Below are 22,264 nucleotides of genomic sequence, written 5' to 3'. Positions count from 1 at the left end.
TGGTCCATGTGTAGAAATCAATCATCGCTTCGGTCCCATATGCAGAGGTGCGTTTCGGTTTCTTGCAATGTTAAGCAGGCGGTTTGCGGCGGGTCAACGCAAGGAACCACGGCGGCCTGCGGGGGTTTTGCTTAACAAGGCACCAATTTGCGGAGCGAAGATGCAGAACAGTGACCCCCTAGCGCAGCCCGACATCGCAGATCGCGCGAAATCCGTTTTGGGAGCGCTTTGCGATCGCGACATTCACATCGCCACGGCGGAAAGCTGCACCGGCGGGCTGGTCGCCGCGTTGCTCACGGATATCGAAGGGTGCTCCCATGCGTTCGAGCGGGGTTTCGTCACCTATACGGATCAATCCAAGCATGAGCTGTTGGGCGTCGATCGGGCGCTTTTGGACCGCTGCGGTGCGGTTTCGTGCCCCGTGGCGATTGCCATGGCCGAAGGCGCGCAGCACCGTTCCGGCGCGCAGATCGCCGTCTCTACCACCGGGTTTGCCGGGCCGGGCAGCGCCGAGGATGAAGAGGGGCTTGTGCATTTTGCGCTTGCACGCGAGGGGTGTAACACGGTTCATCGGGCCGAGTCCTTTGGAGCCATTGGCAGGGATGCGATCCGGCAGCGATGCCTTGAAACGATTTTGGATATGTTGGAGGAGAGCCTGACGTGAGCAAGAGCCAAGCCGCCGCCTTTACCGCCTACCACCGTCATGGCTTTGTCCGGGTGGCGACCTGCACGCCCCATGTGCGGCCCGCCGATGTGGCTTTCAACCGCGACAGCCTGTTGGACGAAATGCGCCGGGCCGATGCGGCGCGGGTGGATTTGCTGGTTTGCCCCGAACTGTCACTCTCGTCCTACGCCATCGACGATCTGCACATGCAGGATGCGCTGCTGACGGCGGTGGAAGAGGCGCTTGGCGACCTGATCGAGGCCAGCGCCCAGATGACCCCCGTGATCCTGCTCGGCGCGCCACTGCGCCGCGAGGGGCGGCTTTACAATTGCGCCATCGCCATTTCACGCGGGCAGGTGCTGGGCGTGGTGCCGAAATCCTACCTGCCCAATTACCGCGAGTTCTATGAGAAACGCTGGTTCGCCCATGGCCGTGACACCGGCGGAGAAATCACCGTCGCAGGCCGCCGTGTGCCCTTTGGCGATGACCTGATTTTCGAGGCGACGGATCTGCCCGGTCTGATCTTCCATGCCGAGATTTGCGAAGACCTCTGGACGCCTGCGCCGCCCTCGGCGGATGCCGCGCTTGGGGGCGCCTTGATCCTCGCCAATCTGTCAGCGTCCAACATCGTGATCGGCAAATCCTCTGACCGTCACTTGCTGTGCCGGTCGCAATCCATGCGCGCCTTTGCGGCCTATGTGTACTCCGCCGCCGGGCCGGGGGAAAGCACAACCGATCTGGCGTGGGACGGGCAGGGGATGATCCATGAGTTGGGCGATCTTCTGGCCGAATCCACCCGTTTCCCGCTGGAGCCGGAACTGACCATTGCCGATGTGGATTGCGGGCGTATCCAGTCCGAGCGGATGCGGACGGGCAGTTTCCATGATGCCGCGCGGCACCGGGCGCCGGAATTCCGCCGGGTGACCTTTGCCCATCAGCCGCATCACGAAAACGCCGGTCTGATCCGCCCCGTGCGCCGTTTCCCCTATGTGCCGAACCGCGAAAGCCATCTCGACCAAGACTGCTACGAGGCGTTCAACATTCAGGTCGAAGGGCTGCGCCGCCGCTTTGAGGCGACCAAGGGCAAGACCATGGTCATCGGCATTTCCGGCGGGCTGGATTCGACCCATGCGCTGATCGTGGCGGCGAAAGCCTGTGACCGTATGGGCATCCCGCGCGACCGGATCCTCGGCTTTACCATGCCCGGTTTCGCCACCTCCGAGGGCACCAAATCCAACGCGTGGAAATTGATGCAGGCCATGGGCATCACCGCGGATGAGATCGACATTCGCCCCGCCGCGCGCCAGATGCTTGAGGATATGGATCATCCCTTCTCGGACGGGGAGCCGGTCTATGACATCACCTTTGAAAACGTCCAAGCCGGGCTGCGCACCGATTATCTCTTCCGGCTCGCCAACCAGCGGCAGGGCTTTGTCATCGGCACCGGCGATCTGAGCGAATTGGCGCTTGGCTGGTGCACCTATGGCGTGGGCGACCAGATGAGCCACTATGCCGTGAACACCGGCGTTCCGAAAACGCTGATCCAATATCTCATCCGTTGGGCCACCCGTTCGGGCCAGTTCGACGCTGAGACGGACAAGGTTCTGCAAGCCATTCTCGACACCGAAATCTCGCCCGAACTGGTGCCCGCGGGCGAGGATGAAGAGATTCAAAGCACGGAGTCGATGATCGGCCCCTATGAGCTGAACGACTTCTTCCTCTTCCACACCATGCGCTACGGGCTTGCCCCGTCAAAGGTGGCCTTTCTGGCGTGGCACGCTTGGCATGATGTCGAGGCGGGGCGCTGGCCTGAGGGCTTTCCGCAGGGCAAACGCAACGCCTATGATCTGGAGACCATCCGCCACTGGCTCGAAAAATTTCTGCACCGCTTCTTCGCCACCAGCCAGTTCAAACGCTCGGCTCTGCCGAATGGGCCTAAGGTCAGCGCCGGGGGGGCATTGTCGCCGCGCGGGGACTGGCGCGCGCCGTCGGATTCTGTCGCCACTCCGTGGCTGGAAGAGCTGCGCAGCAACGTGCCGGAGAGCTGGCCCCAGAGCTAAGCCGCGCTATTCCTCGCGGCTCAGCTCGCCTTCGACAAAGTTGGGGGTCAGCGGCGGTGCCGCGTGGCGTTCTTGGGTTTCGGGATCGCTGCGCAGGGTCATGCGCAGCAGCCCCCATGCCACGATGGTCAACTGAAAACCGCCAAGCGCCAGCGGCAGGCCGCGCGGCCCGAGTGTATCCAGCAGCACACCCGCCAGCAGCGGCCCGATCGCGGCGCCAATCCCCTGCATCAGCACCAGCCCGCCCGAGACGGCCACCACCGCCGAGCCGGGGGCGCGGTCGTTGACATGGGCGATGACGATGGATTGCGCGGGCAGAACCAGCCCGCCAATGGCAAAGCCCAGCACCAGCAGCATCGACCCCGAAGGCGCGGGGATCGGCAGGGTCAGCATCATCAAAGCACCGCCCGCCACAGCCAGTCCGACGCCCAAGCCCCGGCGGCTCATCCGGTCGGAAACCCAGCCCAACGGGAATTGCAGCATCAGCCCGCCGATGGTGAAGGCCGCGATCAGCAGGGCGATGCGCGATTGGGTATAGCCCATCTCCTGCGCGAAAAGCGGTGCCAGCCCGTAGAACGTCCCGATAGAGGCACCGACCAGCCCCGCGCTGACCGCGCCGTAGGGCGACAGCCCCCACAGGCGGCGCAGCGATGGCGGCTCCTGCGCGCCTTCCGAGCGCGGCCCCTCCACACGGCTAAGCGAAATTGGCACCAGCGACAGCGACATCACGATGGAGACAAGCACGAAGAGGATGAACTCAGCCGGATCCCCGAGGTTCAGCAGGAACTGCCCCGCTGCACCTGAGGCCATGCCGACCATGCCGTAGACCGCGAGCAATTTGCCCCGCTGCGCGGAACTGACAGAGGCGTTGAGCCAGCTTTCCGTCACGATGATCAACCCGGCAAAGGCAAAGCCGGTGAGGCAGCGCACGGCGATCCAGACCCAAGGGTCGATGAAAGCCAAATGCATCAGCGCCGCGGCGGAGGCGACAGAGGCGAGTGCTGCAAAGGTGCGGATATGGCCCACCCCGCTGATCAGCCGCGGTGCCACGAAGGAGCCCACGCTCAGCCCCGCGAAAAAGCCCGACATGATAAGGCCGGTGGTCGCCCCGCCAAACCCTTCAAGCCCCGCGCGCACGGCCAAAAGCGTGCCCTGCAACCCGTTGCTCATCTGCAAAAGCGAAAAGCCCAGTAGCAGTGTCGCCAGTGGTAGAACCGTCGCGCGCATGATGTCCCCTTGGTCTTTGATCCGGCTAGGGCCAGAATATGTGCGGCGGAAACGGAATTTCTAGTGATCAACCCCATTGCCCTTCCACCGGGCAGGCTTCCGCGCCATAGTGCTAGCAGCCAGCGGCCCCTTCGGGGAATGCCCAGCCATTGATCAAGCAGAATTGACGTGCCTTTTTGGGGCCGATGCTCAATTATGCGCCTCGTAACATATTTTGAAAGCGCATCCCCCGTGAAAGCCCTGCGCCAATTTTTCGTATTTCTGCTGGTTCTCGTTGCGGGTCTCTACGCGATGTTAACCTATGTCCCCGCCTCCCGCCCCTATGTGGCGGAGACCGGTCTGCTCGATCTTTTGGGGATCGAGGAGGTCGCGGAGGCGCCACAATCCTCTGGCAGGGGCTGGGGCGGCGGCGGGCCGTCGCTGGTCGTCACCGCCGCGGTCAGCGAAGAGACTTTGGCCGACCGGATCACCGCCATTGGCGACGGGCGCGCGCGCCGCTCCGTCACGCTGCGTTCCAACGCCGTAGGGGTCATCACTGATCTCAACCTGCCCGCCGGGCAGTTGATCGAGGCGGGCACAGTTGTGGCCCTGTTGGAGAATGAGGCCGAGCAGATCGCCCTGAAGCAAGCCGAATTGCAGCTTGAAAACGCCCAGACCGAGCAAGACCGCGTGGAGCGGTTGCAAAACACCGGCGCGGTCAGCGAAGTGCGCCTGCGCGAGACGGAACTGGCCCTGCAAAGCGCCGAGCTTGCGCTCAGCCAAGCGCAGTTCGATCTGTCGCAACGCCGCATCCTCGCGCCGATTTCGGGTTGGGTGGGGATCACCGATATCGAAGAAGGCGACCGCGTCAATGCGCAGGATCAACTCGCCACTATCACCGACCGCAGTGAGATCCTGATCGATTTCCGCGTGCCTGAACGGGTGGTGAGCAAGCTCTCCTTGGGCAAGGAAATCACCGTCACCCCGCTTGGCATGCGCGATTTGACCCTGACGGGCGAAGTCAGCGCCATCGACAGCGTGATCGACCGTGCCAGCCGCACGCTTCTGGTGCAGGGCCGCGTGCCGAACGAAGGCGACCAGCTGCGCGCTGGCATGGCCTTTTCGGTCAGCTTGACCTTTGTCGGCGACCCCTATCTGGCGATCCCGCCGCTGGCGGTGCAATGGTCCTCGGACGGGCCGTTTGTCTGGACGGTACGGGAGGGCAAGGCGCATCAGGTCGCGGTCGAGATCGCGCAGCGCAACAGCAATTCGGTGCTCGTCCTGTCGGATGATCTGACCGCCGATGATGTGGTGGTGACCGAAGGCGTGCAAACCCTGCGCGAAGGCGGCGAGGTGCGTGAGGTCAACCGCGCGGGCAGCGTGCAGTCAGATGCCGCCCCGACTGAGAAGACAACCCTATGAGCGCCGCCCCGACCGAAGACGCCACGCCGCCCGCGAGCACCGCCTCAGGCACCGCGCTTTTCGTGCGCCGCCCGATCCTCGCCTTCGTGCTCAACGCGCTGATCGTGCTGGCGGGCATCGCCGCGCTTTTTGGCGCGGAGGTCCGCGAACTGCCCAATGTCGACCGGCCCGTGGTCACGGTCACCACGACCTTCTCGGGCGCCTCCCCGGAATCCGTCGATCAGGAGCTCACGGGGCGGATCGAAGGGGCCGTGGGCCGGGTCTCGGGCGTGCGGGCGATCTCATCGAACTCGCGCTTCGGGCGCAGCCGGGTCACCTTGGAGTTCAACGACAGCACCGATATCGATGTGGCCGCGACCGATGTGCGCGATGCGGTGGCGCGGATCGTGAACCAATTGCCCGAAGGGGCCGACCAGCCGCAGATTGTCAAGGCCGATGCCAACGCCCAACCGGTCATGCGCATCGCCGTGACCTCCATGGGCCGCTCGCCGGAGGAGTTGACCAAACTGGTGCAGGACCGCGTCGAAGATCGGCTGATCTCGGTCAACGGTGTGGCGGATTTGCAGGTCTACGGCGACCGCGAGCCGTTTTTCCGCGTCGATATCGATCAGTTGGAACTGGCCAGCCGGGGCCTCACCCTAGGCGATATCCAGCGCGCCTTAGCCGACGTGGCCTATGACGCGCCCGCGGGCGATCTGGCGGGCGACCGTCAGTCGATCAACGTGCGCACCACGGCCAGCGTCGTTACCACACAGGCGTTCGAGGCGATGGAGATCAAGCAGAACGTCCGGCTCGGCGATGTCGCCAGCGTCACGCTCGGCCCCGCCGAAGGGGAGACGATCCTGCGTGCCAATGGGCAATTGGGCCTTGGCATCGGCATCATCCGGCAGGCCACGTCGAACACGCTTGAGATCTCGCGCGATGTGCGTGCCGTGGTGGGGGAATTGAACGAGACCCTGCCCGAGGACGTGCGGATTTTCGTGACCTCGGACGATGCGACCTTTATCTCAGGCTCGATCCGCGAGGTGCTCTCAACGCTGACCTTTGCCGTGGGCATCGTGGTGGCGGTGATCTTTGTCTTCCTGCGCGATTTCCGCGCCACGCTGATCCCGGCGCTGACCCTACCGGTGGCGCTGATCGGCACTTTGGCGGCGATCTATCTGGTGGGCTTTTCGATCAATATCCTGACCCTTCTGGCGCTGGTTCTGGCCACCGGGATGGTCGTGGATGATGCGATTGTGGTGCTGGAGAATATCGTGCGCCAACGGGCGGCGGGCATGGGGTCGCGCGCGGCGGCGGTGCTGGGCACGTCTCAGGTCTTCTTTGCGGTCGTCACTACCACGGCCACGCTGGCGGCGGTCTTTATCCCGCTGTCGTTCCTGCCCGGACAGGCGGGCGGGCTGTTTCGGGAGTTTGGCTTTACCCTCGCCATCGCGGTGATGCTGTCCTCGGTCGTGGCGCTCAGCCTTTGCCCGGTCTTAGCGAGCCGCCTGCTGACCAAACCCGCGGCTGAGAACCCGCGCGGCCCTGTCGTGTGGCTTGGCAACCTGCTGTACCGCGCCTATGCGGCGACGCTTAGATGGGCGCTGGCGATGCCCTATGTCGTTGTGCTGATCGCGGCCTTCGTCGCGCTGACGGCGGTGCTGGTTTCGGGCGAGATCCGGCAAGAGCTGACCCCGCGCGAAGATCGCGCCGTGGCCCTGCTCAGCGTCTCGGCCCCGCAGGGCGTCTCGCTTGATTATACCCAAAGCAAGATGCGCGAGATCGAAGACCTGATCACCCCGCTGCAAGAGGCCGGAGAGGTGACGAATATCTTCTCCATCACCGGGTTTGGCGCGGACAATCGGGGTTTCATGGTGTTCACGCTCGCCGGATGGGAAGACCGCGCGCGCAGCCAAGATGAGATAGTGGGCGAGATCAACGGCAAGCTGCGCGGCATCGTGGGCGTGCGGGCCTTCGCGATCCAGCCCAACTCCCTCGGCATTCGCGGCGCGGGGCGGGGGCTGTCTTTCGCGATCACCGGGAATAATTACGAACAACTGTCGCTGGTCGCGCAGGCGATGGTCGACCGGCTGAGCACGAACCCTGCGATGGGGCAGGTGCGGCTGGAATATGAACGCACGCAACCGCAGCTTTTCGTGCAGATCGACCGGACGCTGGCCGCTGACCTCGGCGTCGATATCACCGGGCTGGGGCAGGCTTTGCAGGCCATGCTCGACGGGCGCGAGGTGGCATCGGTCTTTATCGACGACACCAGCTATGGCGTGCAGATGCTGTCGACCTCGGACCCGGTGAACGACCCGCGCGACCTTGAGAACGTCTTTGTCCAATCGGGCAACGGGCAGATGATTTCGCTGGCAAGTTTCGTGACCCTCGAAGAACGCGCCGTCGCGCCCGAGTTGGACCGCGAAGGGCAGAACCGCTCGGTCGAGATTTCCGCTGGGCTGACGCCGGGCCTGTCACTGGGCGATGCGTTGGAACAGGTGCGCGCGGTCGGGCAAGAGGTGTTGGAGGATGAAAACCTGATCGTGCCGCTGGCCGAGGCCGCCGCCTTGGATCAAACCAGTTCGGGGCTTCTCGTGACCTTCGGCTTTGCGATCCTCGTGGTTTTCCTTGTCCTCGCCGCGCAGTTCGAAAGCTTCATATCTGCCATCGTGGTGATGGCCACGGTGCCTTTGGGGCTGGCCTGCGCGATCTTCGCGCTGCTGATGACGGGGCAGAGCCTCAATGTCTACAGTCAGATCGGGCTGGTCATGCTGATCGGGATCATGGCCAAGAACGGGATTTTGATCGTCGAGTTCGCCAACCAATTGCGCGATCAGGGGGCGGATATCCACGAGGCGATCTTTGGCGCTTCCACCATCCGCCTGCGTCCGGTGATGATGACGATGACTTCGACCGTCTTGGGCGGCGTGCCGTTGATCCTCTCGGCGGGCGCGGGGGCCGAGGCGCGCGAGGCGCTTGGCTGGGTGATCGTCGGGGGGCTGGGCATGGCCACGCTTTCGACCCTCTATCTCACCCCCGTCGCCTATTTCCTGCTGGCGCGGTTCACCACGCCCAAAGCCGCCGAAGAAGCCCGGCTTCAGGCCGAGCTGTCTGAGGCGCAACCGGTCTGAGCCTGCCCGATATTTACGCATCGATGCAACTTCGCGCTACAATGGGCGTTTAGTCATGTAGGATTGAGTGGAAAGGGGCGAAAACGTGCAGGGCGATTTGGATATGGCAAAGGCGAACCACGCGGAGTCGACCCAAGGGGCGAACAGCCAAAGCCTGTTCAATGACAAGACCACATGGCGCGTCGCCCGGGCCGAGCGGTTTGGCCTTATTGTCGATGCGGCGGATTATTTCCGGGTCCTGCGCGAGATTTTCCTCGGGGCGCGGCAGCAGTTGATGCTGATCGGCTGGGATTTCGATTTCGAGCTTGAGATGCTGCCGGGCGAAAGTGACGAAGACGGCAACGCACCCGACGGCTATCCCAACCAGCTTGGCGCCTTTGTCGAGGCGGTGGTGGAGCGGAGGCCGGAACTGAATGTCTATCTGCTCAAATGGAATGGCGCCGTGCTGGCCGCGCCGGGGCGATTGGTGCCCTCGCTGGCGCTCAGCCTATTCGGCGGCGACCGGATTCACTTCGCGTTAGACGGCCATCACCCCTTCGGCGCCTGCCACCACCAAAAGATCGTCGTGGCCGACGATGCTCTGGCCTTTTGCGGCGGGATCGACGCGACCGAAGACCGGTGGGACACGCCCGACCACCTGCCGCACGACCCGCGCCGCCTGCGCAAGGATGGCACGCCCTCTGACCCTTGGCATGACGCGACCTCGGCCATGTCCGGCCCCGCCGCCGCCGCCTTGGGTGAGCTTTCGCGTCGGCGTTGGTTCCGCGCCACGGGGGATGAGATCGCGCGACCTGATGATGCGCCCATGTCCGAATGGCCCGAAGACCTGCCGATTGATGCCGAAGGCGTCGAGGTGGGCATCGCCCGGACCGAGCCGCCTTTTGACGAAGAGCCGTTGATCAATGAGATCGAACGCCTCTATATCGCGGGGATCCAATCAGCGCGTGACTATATTTATATTGAATCGCAATACCTCGCCGCCGCCTCGGTTTGCGATGCGCTCAGGGCGCGATTGGCCGAAGAGGACGGGCCGGAGGTCGTCATCATCAACCCGCGCGATGCGGAATCCCAGTTGGAAGATGACGCCATGCATGTGCTGCGTGAGCGGCTCGTCGAAGAGCTGAAACGCGCGGATCACCAGAACCGTTTTCGCATCTATTTCCCCGTCACCGAGGAGGGGGAGCCGATCTATGTTCATGCGAAGATCATGATCATCGACGATCATCTTTTGCGCCTCGGCTCCAGCAACCTCAACAACCGTTCCATGGGGTTTGATACCGAGTGTGACGTGGCGATCGAACACCCCGCAGAGGTGATCGAAGGGTTCAGAACCCGCTTGATTGCCGAACACCTCGGCCTGCCGCTCGAACGTGTGGCCGAGGTGATAGAAGAGAAGAAGTCGATGATCGGGACCATCGAAACCTTGAACCGCAAGAAGGGCCGTGGCCTGCGGGCGGTGTTCCGGGGCAGCGAGACTGTCGTCGGTGGTTTTCTCGCCAATACCCGCTTGCTCGACCCGCGCTACCATCCGGGCGAAAACACCGCCACCGGGCGCGGCATTCGCCCGGGGCACATGGCGCTGATCGCGGGCGGGCTGGGGCTTGCATGGCTTGCGTGGCGCAAATGGGGGCGCCGCGACGATCGGCGTTGGTGAAGGCTACGGGGCGGCTTCGACGGTTGGGGCTTTAAGCGAGGCAGGTGCGGGTTTGGGGTCGGCCGATGCGGCAAGGACCTGCCGCGAGGTCTCTGCAATCCAAGCGATGCCATAGAGCGTCGCCGTTCCGACAACAGGTAGAACCCACGGCATCCACTGCGCTTCGGGCCGCGCCATCATCGCAACCTGACAGATCAGCGCCAGAACGGTGCCGCTGGCAAAGACCAGCAGACCATGCCGACCGAGCAGCCGGAAGGGGCTGGCCACGGCATGGGCCGAAAGGCGGGTGACGATCTGCAACTGTGACAGGAAATATCCCAGGGCCAAGATATGAACGAACCGCGGGGCGGAGAGATAGGTCTTGTCATGCGAAGTGATGTTGAAGGGCACCCCGGCCTCTCTCAGATGATGCATTTGCAGGTTCAGAAAACGGCCCAAACCCGGCACATAGCGCCATGCGAGGACGCCCAGCAGGACGGCGGCGGACAGCCAGAACAGCGCCTTCGACCGCGGGAAAAAACGATAGCCCTGCCGTTGGCTCAGGCCCACCAGCAGCCCGCAGACAAAGATCGCTTGCCATGCGAAGGGGTTAAAGAACCAGCCGCCCGGGTTGGGGTAGTTCGGCAGGTTCAGCCGGAAGACACCCGTCAGCAGCCAAAGCACCAAGGACAGCGCGAGAAGCAGGCGCGGCCAGCGCAGCCCCAGCATGATCGCCGCCGGGGCGCAGACCAGCAAAACGGAATAGGCGGGCAGGATGTTCACATAGCCGAACTGATGCGTCAAAAGCGGAATGCCGATCACGCTCTGGGTCGGGTTTTGGAAGACCTGGCGCATGTTGATCTTGGTCAGGAAGGCGGCCTCTGTGGTGATCTGGAAGGCGGCGGCGAAGATGGCCAAGGCCACTGCTGAGAGCAGAAGTTGCACCACATAAAGCGACCACGCCCGTTTCCACAGGGGCGCGATGGCGCGCCAGAGGCCGTGGCGAACCCTGCCTCGCGCGATGAAACGAGGCGTATAGGCCAAGCCTGCGGCGATGCCGGACATGAGAAAGAACGCCTCCGCCGCGTCGGCGAAACCGAGGTTGCGGATGGTCAGGGCCTCATAGGGGTTGCCCGGGACGTGGTTGATGAAAATCATGACCAGCGCCAGCCCGCGAAACAGGTCGATGCGCGGATCGCGGGCGGATTTGGGAACCGCGCCGGCAGCCCGAGCGGCGGGCGATAGCCCTGTGTTAGGCGGTGGCATGGGGCAGATCCGCCGCTTTGGGTTCTGGCATCAGATGTTCGTCATTCCACGTAAGCCGCCAAACATCGCAGATACTGTCGTATTCCGCGACGACATCGCGCGGCGCGGCATCCTCGGGCACGGCGAAAAGCCCGCGGGGCAGGGGGCGGGAGGTCCAAGCGATGAGCAGTGGGGCCAGCAGCATCGGGACCGCGACGGGCAGCAGCCAGACGGTCAGATCGGGCGCGATCCATTGCACCGCCGCGAGGATCACCGCGCCGATGAACACGATCCACCGGCCCGCCGCCCAGCCATCGGCCAAGCTCAATTGGCCCTCGTTCCGTTGGTTGGCGGGCCAGCCGCCGTCTTGGCCCGAGAGGACCTGCATCACCGCGCGACTGTGGTAGAGCAGCATCAAAGGTGCCAGAAGCGTGGTCAGCACGATCTCGGTCAGCACCGACAGCGCCATCCGCAAAGCGCGGCCAAAGTCGTGCGCTCGGTCGGTCAGAAGCGCATGGATCAGGATCAGCAGCTTTGGCACCACCAACAGCCCCAGCACGCCCAAGGCCAGCAGCGTGATCTCGCGTGCGCTGGTATCGGGGAAGACGGGGAAAAGCTGATAGGGGCCGGGGAAATACTCCGGCGGCGGCGCGTAGAGCGTGCTGATCGCCGAGGTGATCAGAAAGGCCGCCCAGAGAAGCGAGACCACATAGGCGGTCACATTCTGCAGAAAGACGAAGCGGCTCCACCCCGCCAAGCCGGGCGCAAAGATCAGTCGCGCATGTTGCAGGTTGCCTTGGCACCAGCGCCGCTCGCGCCGCGCGAAGGAGAGGACGTTTTCGGGGCCCTCCTCAAAGGAGCCGCCCAAGGTCTCATCCACCTCGACCTTCCAACCCGCGCGGGCGAGCAAGGCCGCCTCGACATAATCGTGGCTCAGGATATGCCCGCCCAAGGGTGGCGGGCCTGAGAGTTCGGGCAGGCCACAGCTTTCGGCAAAGGCGCGGACGCGGATGATTGCGTTATGGCCCCAAAACGGCCCCGTCGCCCCCTGCATCCGGGCAAGGCCACGGGTGAAGATCGGCCCGTGGAACCACGAGGCGAACTGCAAGGCGCGGCCAAAGAAAGACCGCGCGCCGATGATCTTGGGCAGGGTTTGCAGCAGCCCCAAATCCGGATCGGCCTGCATCCGCGCGATCATGGCGCGGATCGTCTCGCCCTCCATCAGACTGTCGGCGTCAAGGATCACGGCAAAGTCATAGGCCCCGCCGTAGCTGCGAATGAACTCTTCGATATTGCCCGCCTTGCGGCCCGCGTTGTCCTGCCGCCTGCGGTAGAAGATGCGGCCTTGGCCCTCGGTCTCGCGCAGCAGGCGGGCGAAGGCGAATTGCTCTTTCCCGGCCAGCGCGTCATCGCGGGTGTCCGACAGAACGACGAAATCCGCCGTAACCCCGGCCCGGGCGACGGAGCGGTCAATCGCGGCGATGCGGGCAAAGGTGGTGAGTGGGTCTTCGTTGCAGATGGGCACCGCGATCACCGTGCGCGGCTGCGGTGCCTCAAGCGCGGGGCGGGGCGGCGTCGATCTGCCGCCGAAAAGCCCGATCAGCGCCAGCGACGCGCCCCAAGCTAACCAAGCGGTGGTGGCGAAAACGAGCAGGGCGCGGAGGCCGTCCCAGCCGCTGAACCCATCCCGCGCCGCAGCCTCGGCCAAAAGGGTCGCGGCAAGGGCTGCGGAGCCGAGCGACAACAGCAGGGCGACCGCCCGTGCAAAACGGGTCGGGCCATCCGCCGCGATCTGCCTGTGCTGGGAGGTCATGGAACTCAGGCCTTACGCCGCAGCAGAAATGCCCGCGCAAGGTCGGCCAGCCCGGCCAGATGGCCGCGCCGTTCCAAGCTCTGCCGTGGCATCGCAAGCGGGGCGGCGGGCGGCATCCAGTTCTCGGCCTCGCCAGCCATTGCGGAAGTGGGGGTCGTCGCGTCTTGAAGGGTCATGCGTTGATCCATTGGTACACCCATGTCTCTGTCAGATTGCGGTCATATCCCGATAGAACTGCCTTGATCTCGACGATGGCATCAGGCTCGGCGCGCAGTTCCAGCACCAGCCGCCATTCGTCCCTGCCATCCACCCGGCTTAGGATCGCCTCCACGATTTCGCCGTTTTGTGCGCTGGTGACGGGTTCAAGCTCGGCGTCGCTCGGCAAATCGCTGAGCTGTCCGCCGGCGAAGTCGATGACGAATTTGCGGGTCTCGGTGTCTGCCTCTACACCCGCCACCCCGCCATGGCCCGAGCGCAGCCGCACCACGCGGCCAAGGGTCTGCGGTGTTGCGCCCGGCGGGGTCATCCCCCAGTGCATGCGGTAGCCGTAGGCCAGTTCATCGCCCGCGCGGGTCTCCCCTTCGGGGATCCAATAGGCCACGATATTGTCATTGCCTTCCAGATCCGAAGGTATCTCGACCAGCCGCAGCGTGCCTTTGCCCCAGTCGCCCATGGGTTCGATCATCAGCGAGGGGCGGCGTTCGTAATGGGCCTGCGCGTCGAGGTAATGCTCAAAGTCCCGGTTGCGCTGCGCCAGCCCGAAAGACCGCGGGCTCTGCGCCCCGAAATAGGAACTCGCCAAACGCGGCGGATTGTTCAGCGGGCGGCAGAGGGTGGTATCCTTGCCTGTGTTCAGCACCAAGACTTCGCTGTCATGCACCGCGGGGCGGAAGTCGTCGAAATTCCCCTTATCCGCACCATTGTGCAGAAACATCGAAGTCAGCGGCGCGATGCCAAGCTGTTTGATGTCTTCGCGCAGGAAGAGCCGCATGGTGACTTCGACGGTGGTGTCTTCGCCCGGTGTGATCACGAATTGATAGGCCCCGGTCACCGAGGGGCTGTCGAGCGCGGCATAGATCGTGGCGCTATCGTCACCCGGTTCGGGGCGGCGCAGCCAAACCTCGCTGAAGCGGGGGAATTCCTCGCCTTCGGGCAGGCCGGTGTTCACGGCCAATCCCCGCGCGCTCAGCCCATAGAGCGTGTCCTTGCCCAAGGCGCGGAAATAGCTCGCCCCTTGGAAGACGATCAATTCATCGAAAATATCGGCCCGGTTGAGCGGGGTGTGCAGGCGGAAACCGGCGACGCCCGGCATCTCAGCATTGGGCGGGATCGACTTGGCGAGTTCTTCGTCGTCATACTCGAAATCGGCGGTGGTAAAGCCCATCGGTTCCACCGCATCGCCCCGGACCTCGTTGATCTTCACCGCCTCTTTGAACAGCCAACCGGGGTGGAAGGCGTGCAGCCTGAAGGCCACGCCCTTTTCCTGCCAGCGGGCCTGCTCGGGCCGGAACCGGATGCGTTGGTAGGCGTCGTAATCCAGATCGGCAAGGAAGCCTTCGACAGGCTTCGGGGCCATATAGGAGGTCTGGGCCAATCGCCGCATATCTTCGACCAGCCCGTCGAAGGTGAAGGAGGCGGCGGGCACCTCCTGCGCCGCGCTGTGCCGCGGCATGAGCGCGGCGGCAAAGGACGCGGCGGAGAGGGTGAGGAACTGGCGGCGTTCTAGGGTTTCGGACCGCTGTTCAATCGGTCGTGCAGTCGGGAAATTCGGCAAAACAATACCTCGGAAGACACGTTAGGAGTGTGCAATTTTTTCCCTATCTAATCTTTTTGCGGAGGCTGGAAACTTGATATTGCAACTATCAGCGGAATGCCGCAGGGCAGCGCGGAAAACCGCCGATCCGCCTGCTGCGCGGCGGAAGCTGCACAAATTTTTGCCTTGATTTCCGTAGGATCGCCGCTTTTTTGTGACAATCGCCCTGCGGTAGCGGCGAGATTTTGCGGCGCTTTAAAGCCGGTTTGGGCGGGATCGCGCGCCGCCCCCGCGGGAGGGTGGCGCGCGGTTGGGGGTCAGACGGCGTCGAGCCCTTCGGCCAGCAAACGCTCAAGGCTGCGCATCTCGGCATCCGTCAGGGGAATCCCCTCGGCCCGCGTCTCGGCACGCGCTTTGAAACGGCGCTGCGAGGGCAGCCGCGCACCTTGGCCGGTGATCGCATCAAAGAGGGTTTCCGCCCGCGCGAAGGGGTCGCCGGGGCGGCCTGCGGCAAACGTTTTGGGGTCGAAGGCGATGATCAATTCGCCATGCGCGGGCGCGAGGGTGAGCGCGCCCAAGGCATCGCGCGCTTCAGGGCTGGTCAGGTCACCGATCATCACCCCGGCGAGCAATTCGATCATGGTCGAGATGGCCGATCCCTTGTGACCGCCGAAGGGAAGCATGGCCCCGGCGAGGGCGGCTTCGGGGTCGGTCGTCGGGCTGCCATCGGGGGCGATGGCCCAGCCTTCGGGCAGGGGCGTGCCCGCGCGGCGGTGCAATTCGATCTCCCCCCGCGCGGCGACACTGGTGGCGAAGTCAAAAACGTAAGGGTCGCCCCCTTCCCGGGGCCAGCCAAAGGCGAAAGGGTTGGTCCCCATCAAGGGGTCGGTGCCGCCAGAAGGGGCGACGCTGGCATAGCTGGGGCACATGGCCATGGCCGCGAGGCCCATCTCGGTCAGCGCCTCGATCTCGGGCCAGAGCGCGGCGAAATGGGTGCAATCGTTGATCACCATGGCGGCGATCCCGGTGGTGCGGCAACGCTCGGCCAGCACCGGTGCGCCTGCTTCGAAGGCGGCGTTGGAGAACCCGCCGCCCGCGTTCACGCGCACCACGGCGCTGTCGTCATGATGCACCCGTGGCACCGCGTCGGGCACCACCTTGCCCGCCTTGATCGTGCGCAGGCAGCCTTCGATCCGGTAGATGCCGTGGGATTTGCAGGCATCGCCTTCGCCCGCGACAATCACCCGTGCGAGGGCTGCGGCATTCAGGGGCGACAGGCCCGCGCCTTGGAAAATCCGAATGACCATCGCGGTCAGGTCATCGTGAGAGAGGGTTGTGTCGGCCATCTGAAACCTCGCAGGGCTTGGGTTGCAATCATGCATACATCATGTATGCAGATGCGGAGAGACGCAAGCTGACACCGGGCCGCGGCCCGCATGAAAGGATAGACGATGGCCTTTACCCCCCACGGCAAACACTTGATCGCTGGCGAATGGATCGCCACGGATGACCGCTTTAGCTCTAGCCCCGCCCATGGGCCGGCGCATGACTTCTCGGTCGGCACGGTGGAACTGGTCGACCAAGCCTGCGAAGCCGCCGAAGCAGCGTTTTGGAACTATGGCTATTCCAGCCGCGCGACCCGCGCCAAATTCCTCAACGCCATCGCTGATGAGATCGACGCCCGAGGCGCCGAGATCACCGAGATCGGCAGCCAAGAAAGCGGTCTGCCCGAAGCGCGGCTCGAAGGGGAGCGGGGCCGGACCGTGGGCCAACTCCGCCTGTTCGCGGGGCATATCGAAAAGGGCGACTACCTCGACCGTCGCTTCGATGCCGCTATGCCCGAACGCCAGCCCGCCCCGCGGCCCGCGATCACCATGGTGCAACGCCCCATCGGCCCCGTGGCCGTCTTTGGCGCGTCGAACTTCCCGCTGGCTTTCTCCGTGGCGGGCGGTGACACCGCAGCGGCGCTGGCGGCGGGCTGTCCGGTCGTGGTCAAAGGCCACTCCGCCCATCCCGGTACCGGAGAGATCGTGGCCGAAGCGATCCATGCGGCGGTTGAAAGCTGCGGCATGCCGCGCGGGGTCTTCTCGCTGATCCAAGGTGGCAACCGCGCCGTGGGGCAGGCCGTGGTGCAGCATCCGCGGATCAAGGCTGTGGGCTTCACCGGCTCGCTCGCCGGGGGCCGGGCGCTCTTTGATCTCTGCGCCGCGCGGCCAGAGCCGATCCCCTTCTTCGGCGAGTTGGGCTCGGTCAACCCGATGTTCATGCTACCCGCCGCGATGGCGGCGCGGGCCGAAGAGCTTGGCAAGGGCTGGGCGGCATCGCTGACCATGGGCGCGGGCCAGTTCTGCACCAATCCCGGCATCGCCGTGGTGATCGACGGGCCGGGCGCCGACGCCTTTGTGCAAAACGCGGCCACAGCGCTGCAAGACGTGGCTCCGCAGGTCATGCTGACAGACGGTATCGCCGAGGCCTATTGCGCAGGGCGGGACAAGTTCAAATCCGCGCCAAGCCTGCGCCAAGTGCATCTGGCCGACAGCGAAGGCCGCACCGCCGCGCCTGCGCTCTTCGAAACCACGGGCGAAGAGTTCAAGGCCAATCCGGCGCTGCACGAAGAGGTCTTCGGCCCTCTCGGATTGGTGGTGCGGGTCTCTTCGCTGGAAGAGATGCGCGCTCTGGCGTTGGAACTGGACGGGCAATTGACCGTCACCCTGCATATGGATGACGCGGATGTCGACGCCGCGCGCGACCTCATGCCGGTGCTGGAACGCAAGGCGGGTCGCCTGCTGGCCAATGGTTTCCCGACAGGGGTCGAGGTGGTGGATTCCATGGTGCATGGCGGGCCATATCCGGCCAGCACCAACTTCGGCGCGACCAGCGTGGGCACCCTGTCGATCCGCCGTTTCTTGCGGCCCGTGTCCTATCAGAACCTGCCCGAGGCGCTGCTGCCGGAAGACGCAGCGGGGTAATCTAAGATCGGAAAAGCCGGGCCGCACGCCCGGCTTTTCGCATCTGTTACGCCGTGGGGGAGCCGCCCAACCGGCTGCTTTTTCACGACCATGCTGGCAAGGCAGGAATGTATCAAAAATATGTCGACATGCCGGTAAAAGTAAAAAATACATATTGTATTTTTAATGAAGACATTGTTCCTTCATACCACCCCGCACCCCGTCCAGAGAGAGTCGGGGGCGACCAACCCAAGAGGGAGATACCTATGAAATTCACGCAACTCGCCGGGAGCCTTGTGGCTGCGACCGTGATCGGCACCGCCGCTCAGGCCGACAAACTGGACGACATCATTTCTTCGGGCACGCTGCGCTGCGCCGTGGTGCTGGACTTTCCGCCCATGGGCTCGCGCGATGACAGCAACACGCCCGTCGGCTTCGACGTGGACTATTGCAACGATCTGGCCGCCGCCCTTGGCGTCGAAGCCGAGATCGTGGAGACGCCCTTCCCCGACCGTATCCCCGCCCTCGTCTCGGGCCGCGCGGATGTGGGTGTTGCCTCCACCTCCGACACGCTGGAGCGCGCCAAGACCGTCGGCTTCTCGGTGCCCTATTTCGCCTTCACCAACGTCGTGCTGACCCGCGAAGACGCGGGCGTCGACAGTTTTGAAAGCCTCAAGGGCAAGACCGTGGGCTCCGTCGCGGGCACTTTCGAAGCCATCGCGCTGGAAGAGCAGGTCGACGCATGGGACGAAGGCAGCTTCCGTTCCTACCAGAGCCAAGCGGACGTCTTCCTGTCGCTGGCCCAAGGCCAGATCGACGCGACTGTCGTGACCTCCACCGTGGCCTCCTCCATCGTGGCGAGCGGCAAGTTCGACGGTCTGACCATCGCGGGCGATGCGCCGTTTGACGTGGACTATGTCGGTCTGATCGGCCTGCGTCAGGAATACGGTCTGCTGAACTACCTCGACCTCTTCGTGAACCAGCAGGTGCGCTCGGGCCGTTATCAGGAACTGTTCGACAAATGGGTCGGCGGCGAGGCGCCGGACCTGACCATCGCCAAAGCCTATCGCTGATGAATGCGGGGGCCGCGACCTGCGGCCCCCCTGCCGATAACCGCTGATCGGAGCAAGAGATGGGCAACTATACCTTTCAATGGCGACAGGCCTTTCGCGCCTTGCCAGAGATGCTGGAAGGCGCGCTAGTCACGCTGCAAATATCGATCCTGTCGATGCTCATCGGCGTTGCCATCGCCGTGCTGCTGGCCGTGGGCCGGGATGCCAAATCGGCTTGGCTGCGGGCGCCTGCGACCGCATGGGTCGAAGTGGCGCGCAACACGCCGGCGCTGTTTCAGATTTACATGGCGCATTTTGGGCTCGGGTCTTTCGGGATCTATCTCAGCCCCTACGCCGCGCTGCTGGCGGGGATCGCCTTCAACAACGCGGGCTACCTTTGCGAGACGTTCCGCGGCGCGATGCGCGCCATTCCGGGCACCCAGCTGCGCGCCGGGCGATCACTGGGCATGGGGCAGGCCAAGGCGTTTCGCTTGATCATCCTGCCGCAGATGTTCCGCATCTCGTTCCTGCCGACGACGAACCAGATGATCTGGGCGATCTTGATGACCTCTCTGGGGGTCACAGTGGGGCTGAATTCGGATCTCGCCGGGGTGACGCAAGACCTCAACGCGCGCAGCTTCCGAACCTTTGAATTCTTCGCATTGGCGGCGGTGATCTACTACGTGATCGCCAAGACCGTGATGCTTGGCGCACGGCTGCTTGCGGCCCGCCTGTTTCGCTACTGAAGGAAGAGAATAGATGTTTGATACGGCTCTGACCTTCAACGACCTGTTGTTCATGCTCAAAGGCGCAGGGGTGACGCTTTCGGTCACCGCCTTCGCGGTGGTGGGCGGCACGCTGCTGGGGGTCTTCTTCGGGGTGCTGCGCAGCCAGATCAGCCCATGGGCGGCGCTGCCGCTGACTTTCGTGCTGGATATCTTCCGCTCGGTCCCGCTGCTGATCCAATTGATCCTTGCCAACGCCTTTCAGGCCATCGCGGGCTGGGGGATTTCGCCCTTCGTGACATCCTGCATCGTGCTGGCCCTTTATACCTCAGCCTATTGCACCGAGATCGTGCGCGGCGCGATCGAGGCGGTGCCTTCGGTCACCCGCCGTGCGGCGCGCTCGCTTGGCATGACTTGGGGGCAGGATCTTACGCAGATCGTCTTTCCCATGGCGCTGCGGGTCGGCCTGCCCAGTTGGATCGGCCTGACGCTCGGCGTGATGAAAGACAGCGCGCTGGTGATGTGGCTTGGCATCATCGAATTGCTGCGCGCCTCGCAAATTCTGGTGACACGCCTGCAAGAGCCGATGTTCATCCTGCTCGTGACCGGCGCGATCTACTTCGCGCTCAGTTTCCCCATTGCCCGGCTTGGCAGCCGCTTGGAAAAAAGGTGGCAAGAAAATGATTGAGATTGAAAACGTCCACAAATCCTTTGGTGCGCTTCAGGTGCTCAAGGGCATCGACCTGACCGTGCAAAAAGGCGAGGTCGTCTCGGTGATCGGCGGCTCAGGTTCGGGCAAATCGACGCTTTTGACCTGCATCAACGGGCTAGAGCCGATCGACAGTGGCCGCATCGTCGTCGACGGGACCGAGGTTCACGCCCGCGACACCGACCTGAACAAGCTGCGCCGCAAGATCGGCATCGTGTTCCAGCAGTTCAACGCCTTTCCGCATCTCACGGTGCTGGAAAACGTCACCCTGGCCCCGCGCAAAGTCAAAGGCATCGCCCGCAAGGAGGCCGAAGAGATCGCGGTTCAGCAGCTTTCGCATGTCGGTCTGGCCGATAAGCTCGATGTTTACCCTAGCCGCCTGTCGGGCGGGCAGCAGCAGCGGATGGCGATTGCGCGTGCATTGGCGATGTCGCCCGACTACATTCTCTTCGACGAGGTGACCTCGGCCCTCGACCCGCAACTGGTGGGCGAGGTGCTGGACACGCTCAAATTGCTGGCAGATGAAGGGATGACGATGATCTGTGTCACCCATGAGATGAGTTTCGCACGCGATGTGTCGGACCGTGTGGCCTTCTTCCACAAGGGCGTCATGGCCGAGATCGGCGCGCCGGATCAGATCTTTGGCGATCCGCAGCAAGAAGAGACCCGTCAATTCCTGTCGAGCGTGCGGTAATGAACCAAACCCCGGTGACGGTCGTCGGCGCGGGCGTGGTGGGCCTGTCCATCGCGCTGGCGCTTCAGGCGCGCGGGCTGCCCGTGCGGGTGATCGACCGTGAAGGCCCGGCGGCGGGCGCCTCGGCGGGCAACGCGGGTGCCTTTGCCTTTACCGAGATCCTGCCGCTCGCCTCGCCCCGGATGATCCGGCAGGCGCCGAAGTGGCTGCTTGATCCGCTGGGTCCGCTGTCGGTGCCGCCGCGCTATGCCGGGCGGATCGCCCCGTGGATGTGGCGTTTCTGGAAAGCAAGCTGGCCCGCGCAGGTGCGGGCCTCGACCGTCGCGCAAACGGCGCTGATGAAGCTCTCGCAGGCCGCGCTTGACCCGCATCTGGAGCTGAGCGGTCTGGCCCATATGCTGCGCCATGACGGGCAGTTGCAGGTCTATGAGAGCGAGGCCGAGTTCCGCGCCTCCCTCCCTGGATGGCAGGCCCGCGAAGAGGCGGGGATCGCTTTCACCCATCTCAAGGGCGATGAGATTGCGGCCTATCAGCCCGGTCTTGCGCCCAGCTTCACCCATGCGACCTTCACCCCGGAATGGCAATCGATCTCGGATCCGCGCGACTATGTGCTGGCGATGGCCAAACGCTTCCGGGCCGGGGGCGGGGAGATCACCATCACCCGCGCCGAACGTCTCGTCGCGGGCGGGGTCGAGACCGCCGCTGGCCTGATGCCGGGCCGCGTGGTGCTGTCCGCAGGTGCGCATTCGCATCACCTCGCGCGGACCGCTGGCGCGAAAATCCCGCTGGAGACCGAGCGCGGCTATAACACGACCCTGCCCAGTGGTGCCTTCGACCTGAAGCGCCAAATCACTTTCGGCGGCCATGGGTTTGTCATCAGCAAGGTGGGCCATGGGCTGCGCGTCGGCGGGGCGGTGGAACTCGGCGGGCTCGACCTGCCGCCGAACTTTGCCCGGGCCGATGCGATGCTGAAAAAGGCCAAGCGCTTTCTGCCGGGGCTCGACACCTCGGGCGGCACGCAATGGATGGGTTTCCGCCCCTCACTGCCCGACAGCCTGCCCGCCATCGGCGCGCTGCCGAACCGCCCGGATGTGTTCTGCGCCTTTGGCCACGGGCATCTGGGCCTCACCCAATCGGCGGGCACCGCCGCCATCATCGCGGATCTGATGACCGGCCAAGACCCCGGCATCGACCTGACCCCCTTCTCTCCCGCCCGTTTCTAGA

General features: G+C 64.2%; 17 protein-coding genes. 11 read left to right on the top strand and 6 right to left on the bottom strand.

Going from position 1 to position 22,264, the window contains the following annotated elements; translation table 11 throughout:
* Positions 1-160 precede the first annotated feature (160 nt).
* Both ACGYLD_RS14110 and ACGYLD_RS14105 read left to right on the top strand, forming a co-directional pair.
* Positions 161-664, top strand: a complete 504-nt coding sequence (locus ACGYLD_RS14110) for a CinA family protein (RefSeq protein ID WP_271694037.1) — start codon at positions 161-163, stop codon at positions 662-664.
* Positions 661-2,724, top strand: a complete 2,064-nt coding sequence (locus ACGYLD_RS14105) for an NAD(+) synthase (RefSeq protein ID WP_271694036.1) — start codon at positions 661-663, stop codon at positions 2,722-2,724. Before ACGYLD_RS14110 ends, ACGYLD_RS14105 begins: the two co-directional genes overlap by 4 nt.
* 6 nt (positions 2,725-2,730) lie before the next feature.
* On the opposite strand, the gene ACGYLD_RS14100 is transcribed toward ACGYLD_RS14105, so the two are convergent.
* On the bottom strand, positions 2,731-3,951 hold the full coding sequence (locus ACGYLD_RS14100; protein ID WP_271694035.1) for an MFS transporter: 1,221 nt from the start codon (positions 3,949-3,951) through the stop codon (positions 2,731-2,733).
* Between the two features lie 231 nt (positions 3,952-4,182).
* On the opposite strand from ACGYLD_RS14100, the gene ACGYLD_RS14095 reads away from it, so the two are divergent.
* The 3 genes from ACGYLD_RS14095 (at position 4,183) to ACGYLD_RS14085 (ending at position 10,122) form a co-directional block, all read left to right on the top strand.
* Positions 4,183-5,352, top strand: coding sequence for an efflux RND transporter periplasmic adaptor subunit (locus tag ACGYLD_RS14095; protein ID WP_271694034.1), 1,170 nt, complete (start codon positions 4,183-4,185; stop codon positions 5,350-5,352).
* Entirely contained in the window at positions 5,349-8,468 is a 3,120-nt protein-coding gene (locus ACGYLD_RS14090; protein ID WP_271694033.1) for an efflux RND transporter permease subunit, read from the top strand. Before ACGYLD_RS14095 ends, ACGYLD_RS14090 begins: the two co-directional genes overlap by 4 nt.
* Positions 8,469-8,553: 85 nt before the next feature.
* Entirely contained in the window at positions 8,554-10,122 is a 1,569-nt protein-coding gene (locus tag ACGYLD_RS14085; protein ID WP_394402903.1) for a phospholipase D-like domain-containing protein, read from the top strand.
* A 3-nt stretch (positions 10,123-10,125) separates the two neighbouring features.
* Here ACGYLD_RS14085 and ACGYLD_RS14080 read toward each other — a convergent pair whose 3' ends face one another.
* The 5 genes from ACGYLD_RS14080 to ACGYLD_RS14060 all read right to left on the bottom strand — a co-directional run bounded on the left by ACGYLD_RS14080 (position 10,126) and on the right by ACGYLD_RS14060 (position 16,258).
* Positions 10,126-11,367, bottom strand: coding sequence for an OpgC family protein (locus tag ACGYLD_RS14080; RefSeq protein WP_394402901.1), 1,242 nt, complete (start codon positions 11,365-11,367; stop codon positions 10,126-10,128).
* The gene (gene mdoH / locus ACGYLD_RS14075; protein WP_276154040.1) at positions 11,354-13,159 is read right to left on the bottom strand and encodes a glucans biosynthesis glucosyltransferase MdoH; all 1,806 of its coding nucleotides are present in this window, start codon (positions 13,157-13,159) and stop codon (positions 11,354-11,356) included. Before mdoH ends, ACGYLD_RS14080 begins: the two co-directional genes overlap by 14 nt.
* A gap of 5 nt (positions 13,160-13,164) precedes the next feature.
* The gene (locus ACGYLD_RS14070; RefSeq protein WP_156505591.1) at positions 13,165-13,335 is read right to left on the bottom strand and encodes a hypothetical protein; all 171 of its coding nucleotides are present in this window, start codon (positions 13,333-13,335) and stop codon (positions 13,165-13,167) included.
* Entirely contained in the window at positions 13,332-14,831 is a 1,500-nt protein-coding gene (locus ACGYLD_RS14065; protein WP_271694049.1) for a glucan biosynthesis protein, read from the bottom strand. Before ACGYLD_RS14065 ends, ACGYLD_RS14070 begins: the two co-directional genes overlap by 4 nt.
* A 398-nt stretch (positions 14,832-15,229) precedes the next feature.
* The gene (locus ACGYLD_RS14060; protein ID WP_271694028.1) at positions 15,230-16,258 is read right to left on the bottom strand and encodes an Ldh family oxidoreductase; all 1,029 of its coding nucleotides are present in this window, start codon (positions 16,256-16,258) and stop codon (positions 15,230-15,232) included.
* 105 nt (positions 16,259-16,363) lie between these two features.
* Between ACGYLD_RS14060 and ACGYLD_RS14055 the strand changes: the two genes are divergently transcribed.
* The 6 genes from ACGYLD_RS14055 to ACGYLD_RS14030 all read left to right on the top strand — a co-directional run bounded on the left by ACGYLD_RS14055 (position 16,364) and on the right by ACGYLD_RS14030 (position 22,263).
* Positions 16,364-17,881, top strand: a complete 1,518-nt coding sequence (locus ACGYLD_RS14055; protein ID WP_271694027.1) for an aldehyde dehydrogenase (NADP(+)) — start codon at positions 16,364-16,366, stop codon at positions 17,879-17,881.
* A gap of 245 nt (positions 17,882-18,126) precedes the next feature.
* Complete coding sequence (locus ACGYLD_RS14050) at positions 18,127-18,933, top strand: transporter substrate-binding domain-containing protein (protein WP_067260893.1); 807 nt, start codon at positions 18,127-18,129, stop codon at positions 18,931-18,933.
* A gap of 59 nt (positions 18,934-18,992) precedes the next feature.
* Positions 18,993-19,658, top strand: coding sequence for an amino acid ABC transporter permease (locus ACGYLD_RS14045; protein WP_271694025.1), 666 nt, complete (start codon positions 18,993-18,995; stop codon positions 19,656-19,658).
* Positions 19,659-19,671: 13 nt separating this feature from the next.
* Entirely contained in the window at positions 19,672-20,325 is a 654-nt protein-coding gene (locus ACGYLD_RS14040; RefSeq protein ID WP_067260889.1) for an amino acid ABC transporter permease, read from the top strand.
* Positions 20,318-21,040: an amino acid ABC transporter ATP-binding protein gene (locus ACGYLD_RS14035; protein ID WP_209219145.1), complete on the top strand. Its 723-nt coding sequence runs from the start codon at positions 20,318-20,320 to the stop codon at positions 21,038-21,040. The genes ACGYLD_RS14040 and ACGYLD_RS14035 overlap by 8 nt, the downstream gene beginning before the upstream one ends.
* Entirely contained in the window at positions 21,040-22,263 is a 1,224-nt protein-coding gene (locus ACGYLD_RS14030; RefSeq protein ID WP_394402899.1) for an NAD(P)/FAD-dependent oxidoreductase, read from the top strand. Before ACGYLD_RS14035 ends, ACGYLD_RS14030 begins: the two co-directional genes overlap by 1 nt.
* The last annotated feature ends 1 nt before the right edge of the window (position 22,264 follow it).

The sequence above is a fragment of the Sulfitobacter sp. 1A12056 genome (assembly GCF_043558125.1).
GTDB lineage: Bacteria > Pseudomonadota > Alphaproteobacteria > Rhodobacterales > Rhodobacteraceae > Sulfitobacter > Sulfitobacter faviae.
Note: the sequence above shows the minus strand (reverse complement) of the source record. Positions and strands in the feature narration are given on the sequence as shown.

Bases quoted from the DNA above. Each gene is read 5' to 3' on its own strand.
- ACGYLD_RS14110 (WP_271694037.1), top strand. From the start codon at position 161: ATGCAGAACAGTGACCCCCTAGCGCAGCCCGACATCGCAGATCGCGCG.
- ACGYLD_RS14100 (WP_271694035.1), bottom strand. From the start codon at position 3,951: ATGCGCGCGACGGTTCTACCACTGGCGACACTGCTACTGGGCTTTTCG.
- ACGYLD_RS14090 (WP_271694033.1), top strand. From the start codon at position 5,349: ATGAGCGCCGCCCCGACCGAAGACGCCACGCCGCCCGCGAGCACCGCC.
- ACGYLD_RS14080 (WP_394402901.1), bottom strand. From the start codon at position 11,367: ATGCCACCGCCTAACACAGGGCTATCGCCCGCCGCTCGGGCTGCCGGC.
- mdoH (WP_276154040.1), bottom strand. From the start codon at position 13,159: ATGACCTCCCAGCACAGGCAGATCGCGGCGGATGGCCCGACCCGTTTT.
- ACGYLD_RS14070 (WP_156505591.1), bottom strand. From the start codon at position 13,335: ATGACCCTTCAAGACGCGACGACCCCCACTTCCGCAATGGCTGGCGAG.
- ACGYLD_RS14065 (WP_271694049.1), bottom strand. From the start codon at position 14,831: ATGCCGCGGCACAGCGCGGCGCAGGAGGTGCCCGCCGCCTCCTTCACC.
- ACGYLD_RS14060 (WP_271694028.1), bottom strand. From the start codon at position 16,258: ATGGCCGACACAACCCTCTCTCACGATGACCTGACCGCGATGGTCATT.
- ACGYLD_RS14055 (WP_271694027.1), top strand. From the start codon at position 16,364: ATGGCCTTTACCCCCCACGGCAAACACTTGATCGCTGGCGAATGGATC.
- ACGYLD_RS14050 (WP_067260893.1), top strand. From the start codon at position 18,127: ATGAAATTCACGCAACTCGCCGGGAGCCTTGTGGCTGCGACCGTGATC.
- ACGYLD_RS14045 (WP_271694025.1), top strand. From the start codon at position 18,993: ATGGGCAACTATACCTTTCAATGGCGACAGGCCTTTCGCGCCTTGCCA.
- ACGYLD_RS14040 (WP_067260889.1), top strand. From the start codon at position 19,672: ATGTTTGATACGGCTCTGACCTTCAACGACCTGTTGTTCATGCTCAAA.
- ACGYLD_RS14035 (WP_209219145.1), top strand. From the start codon at position 20,318: ATGATTGAGATTGAAAACGTCCACAAATCCTTTGGTGCGCTTCAGGTG.
- ACGYLD_RS14030 (WP_394402899.1), top strand. From the start codon at position 21,040: ATGAACCAAACCCCGGTGACGGTCGTCGGCGCGGGCGTGGTGGGCCTG.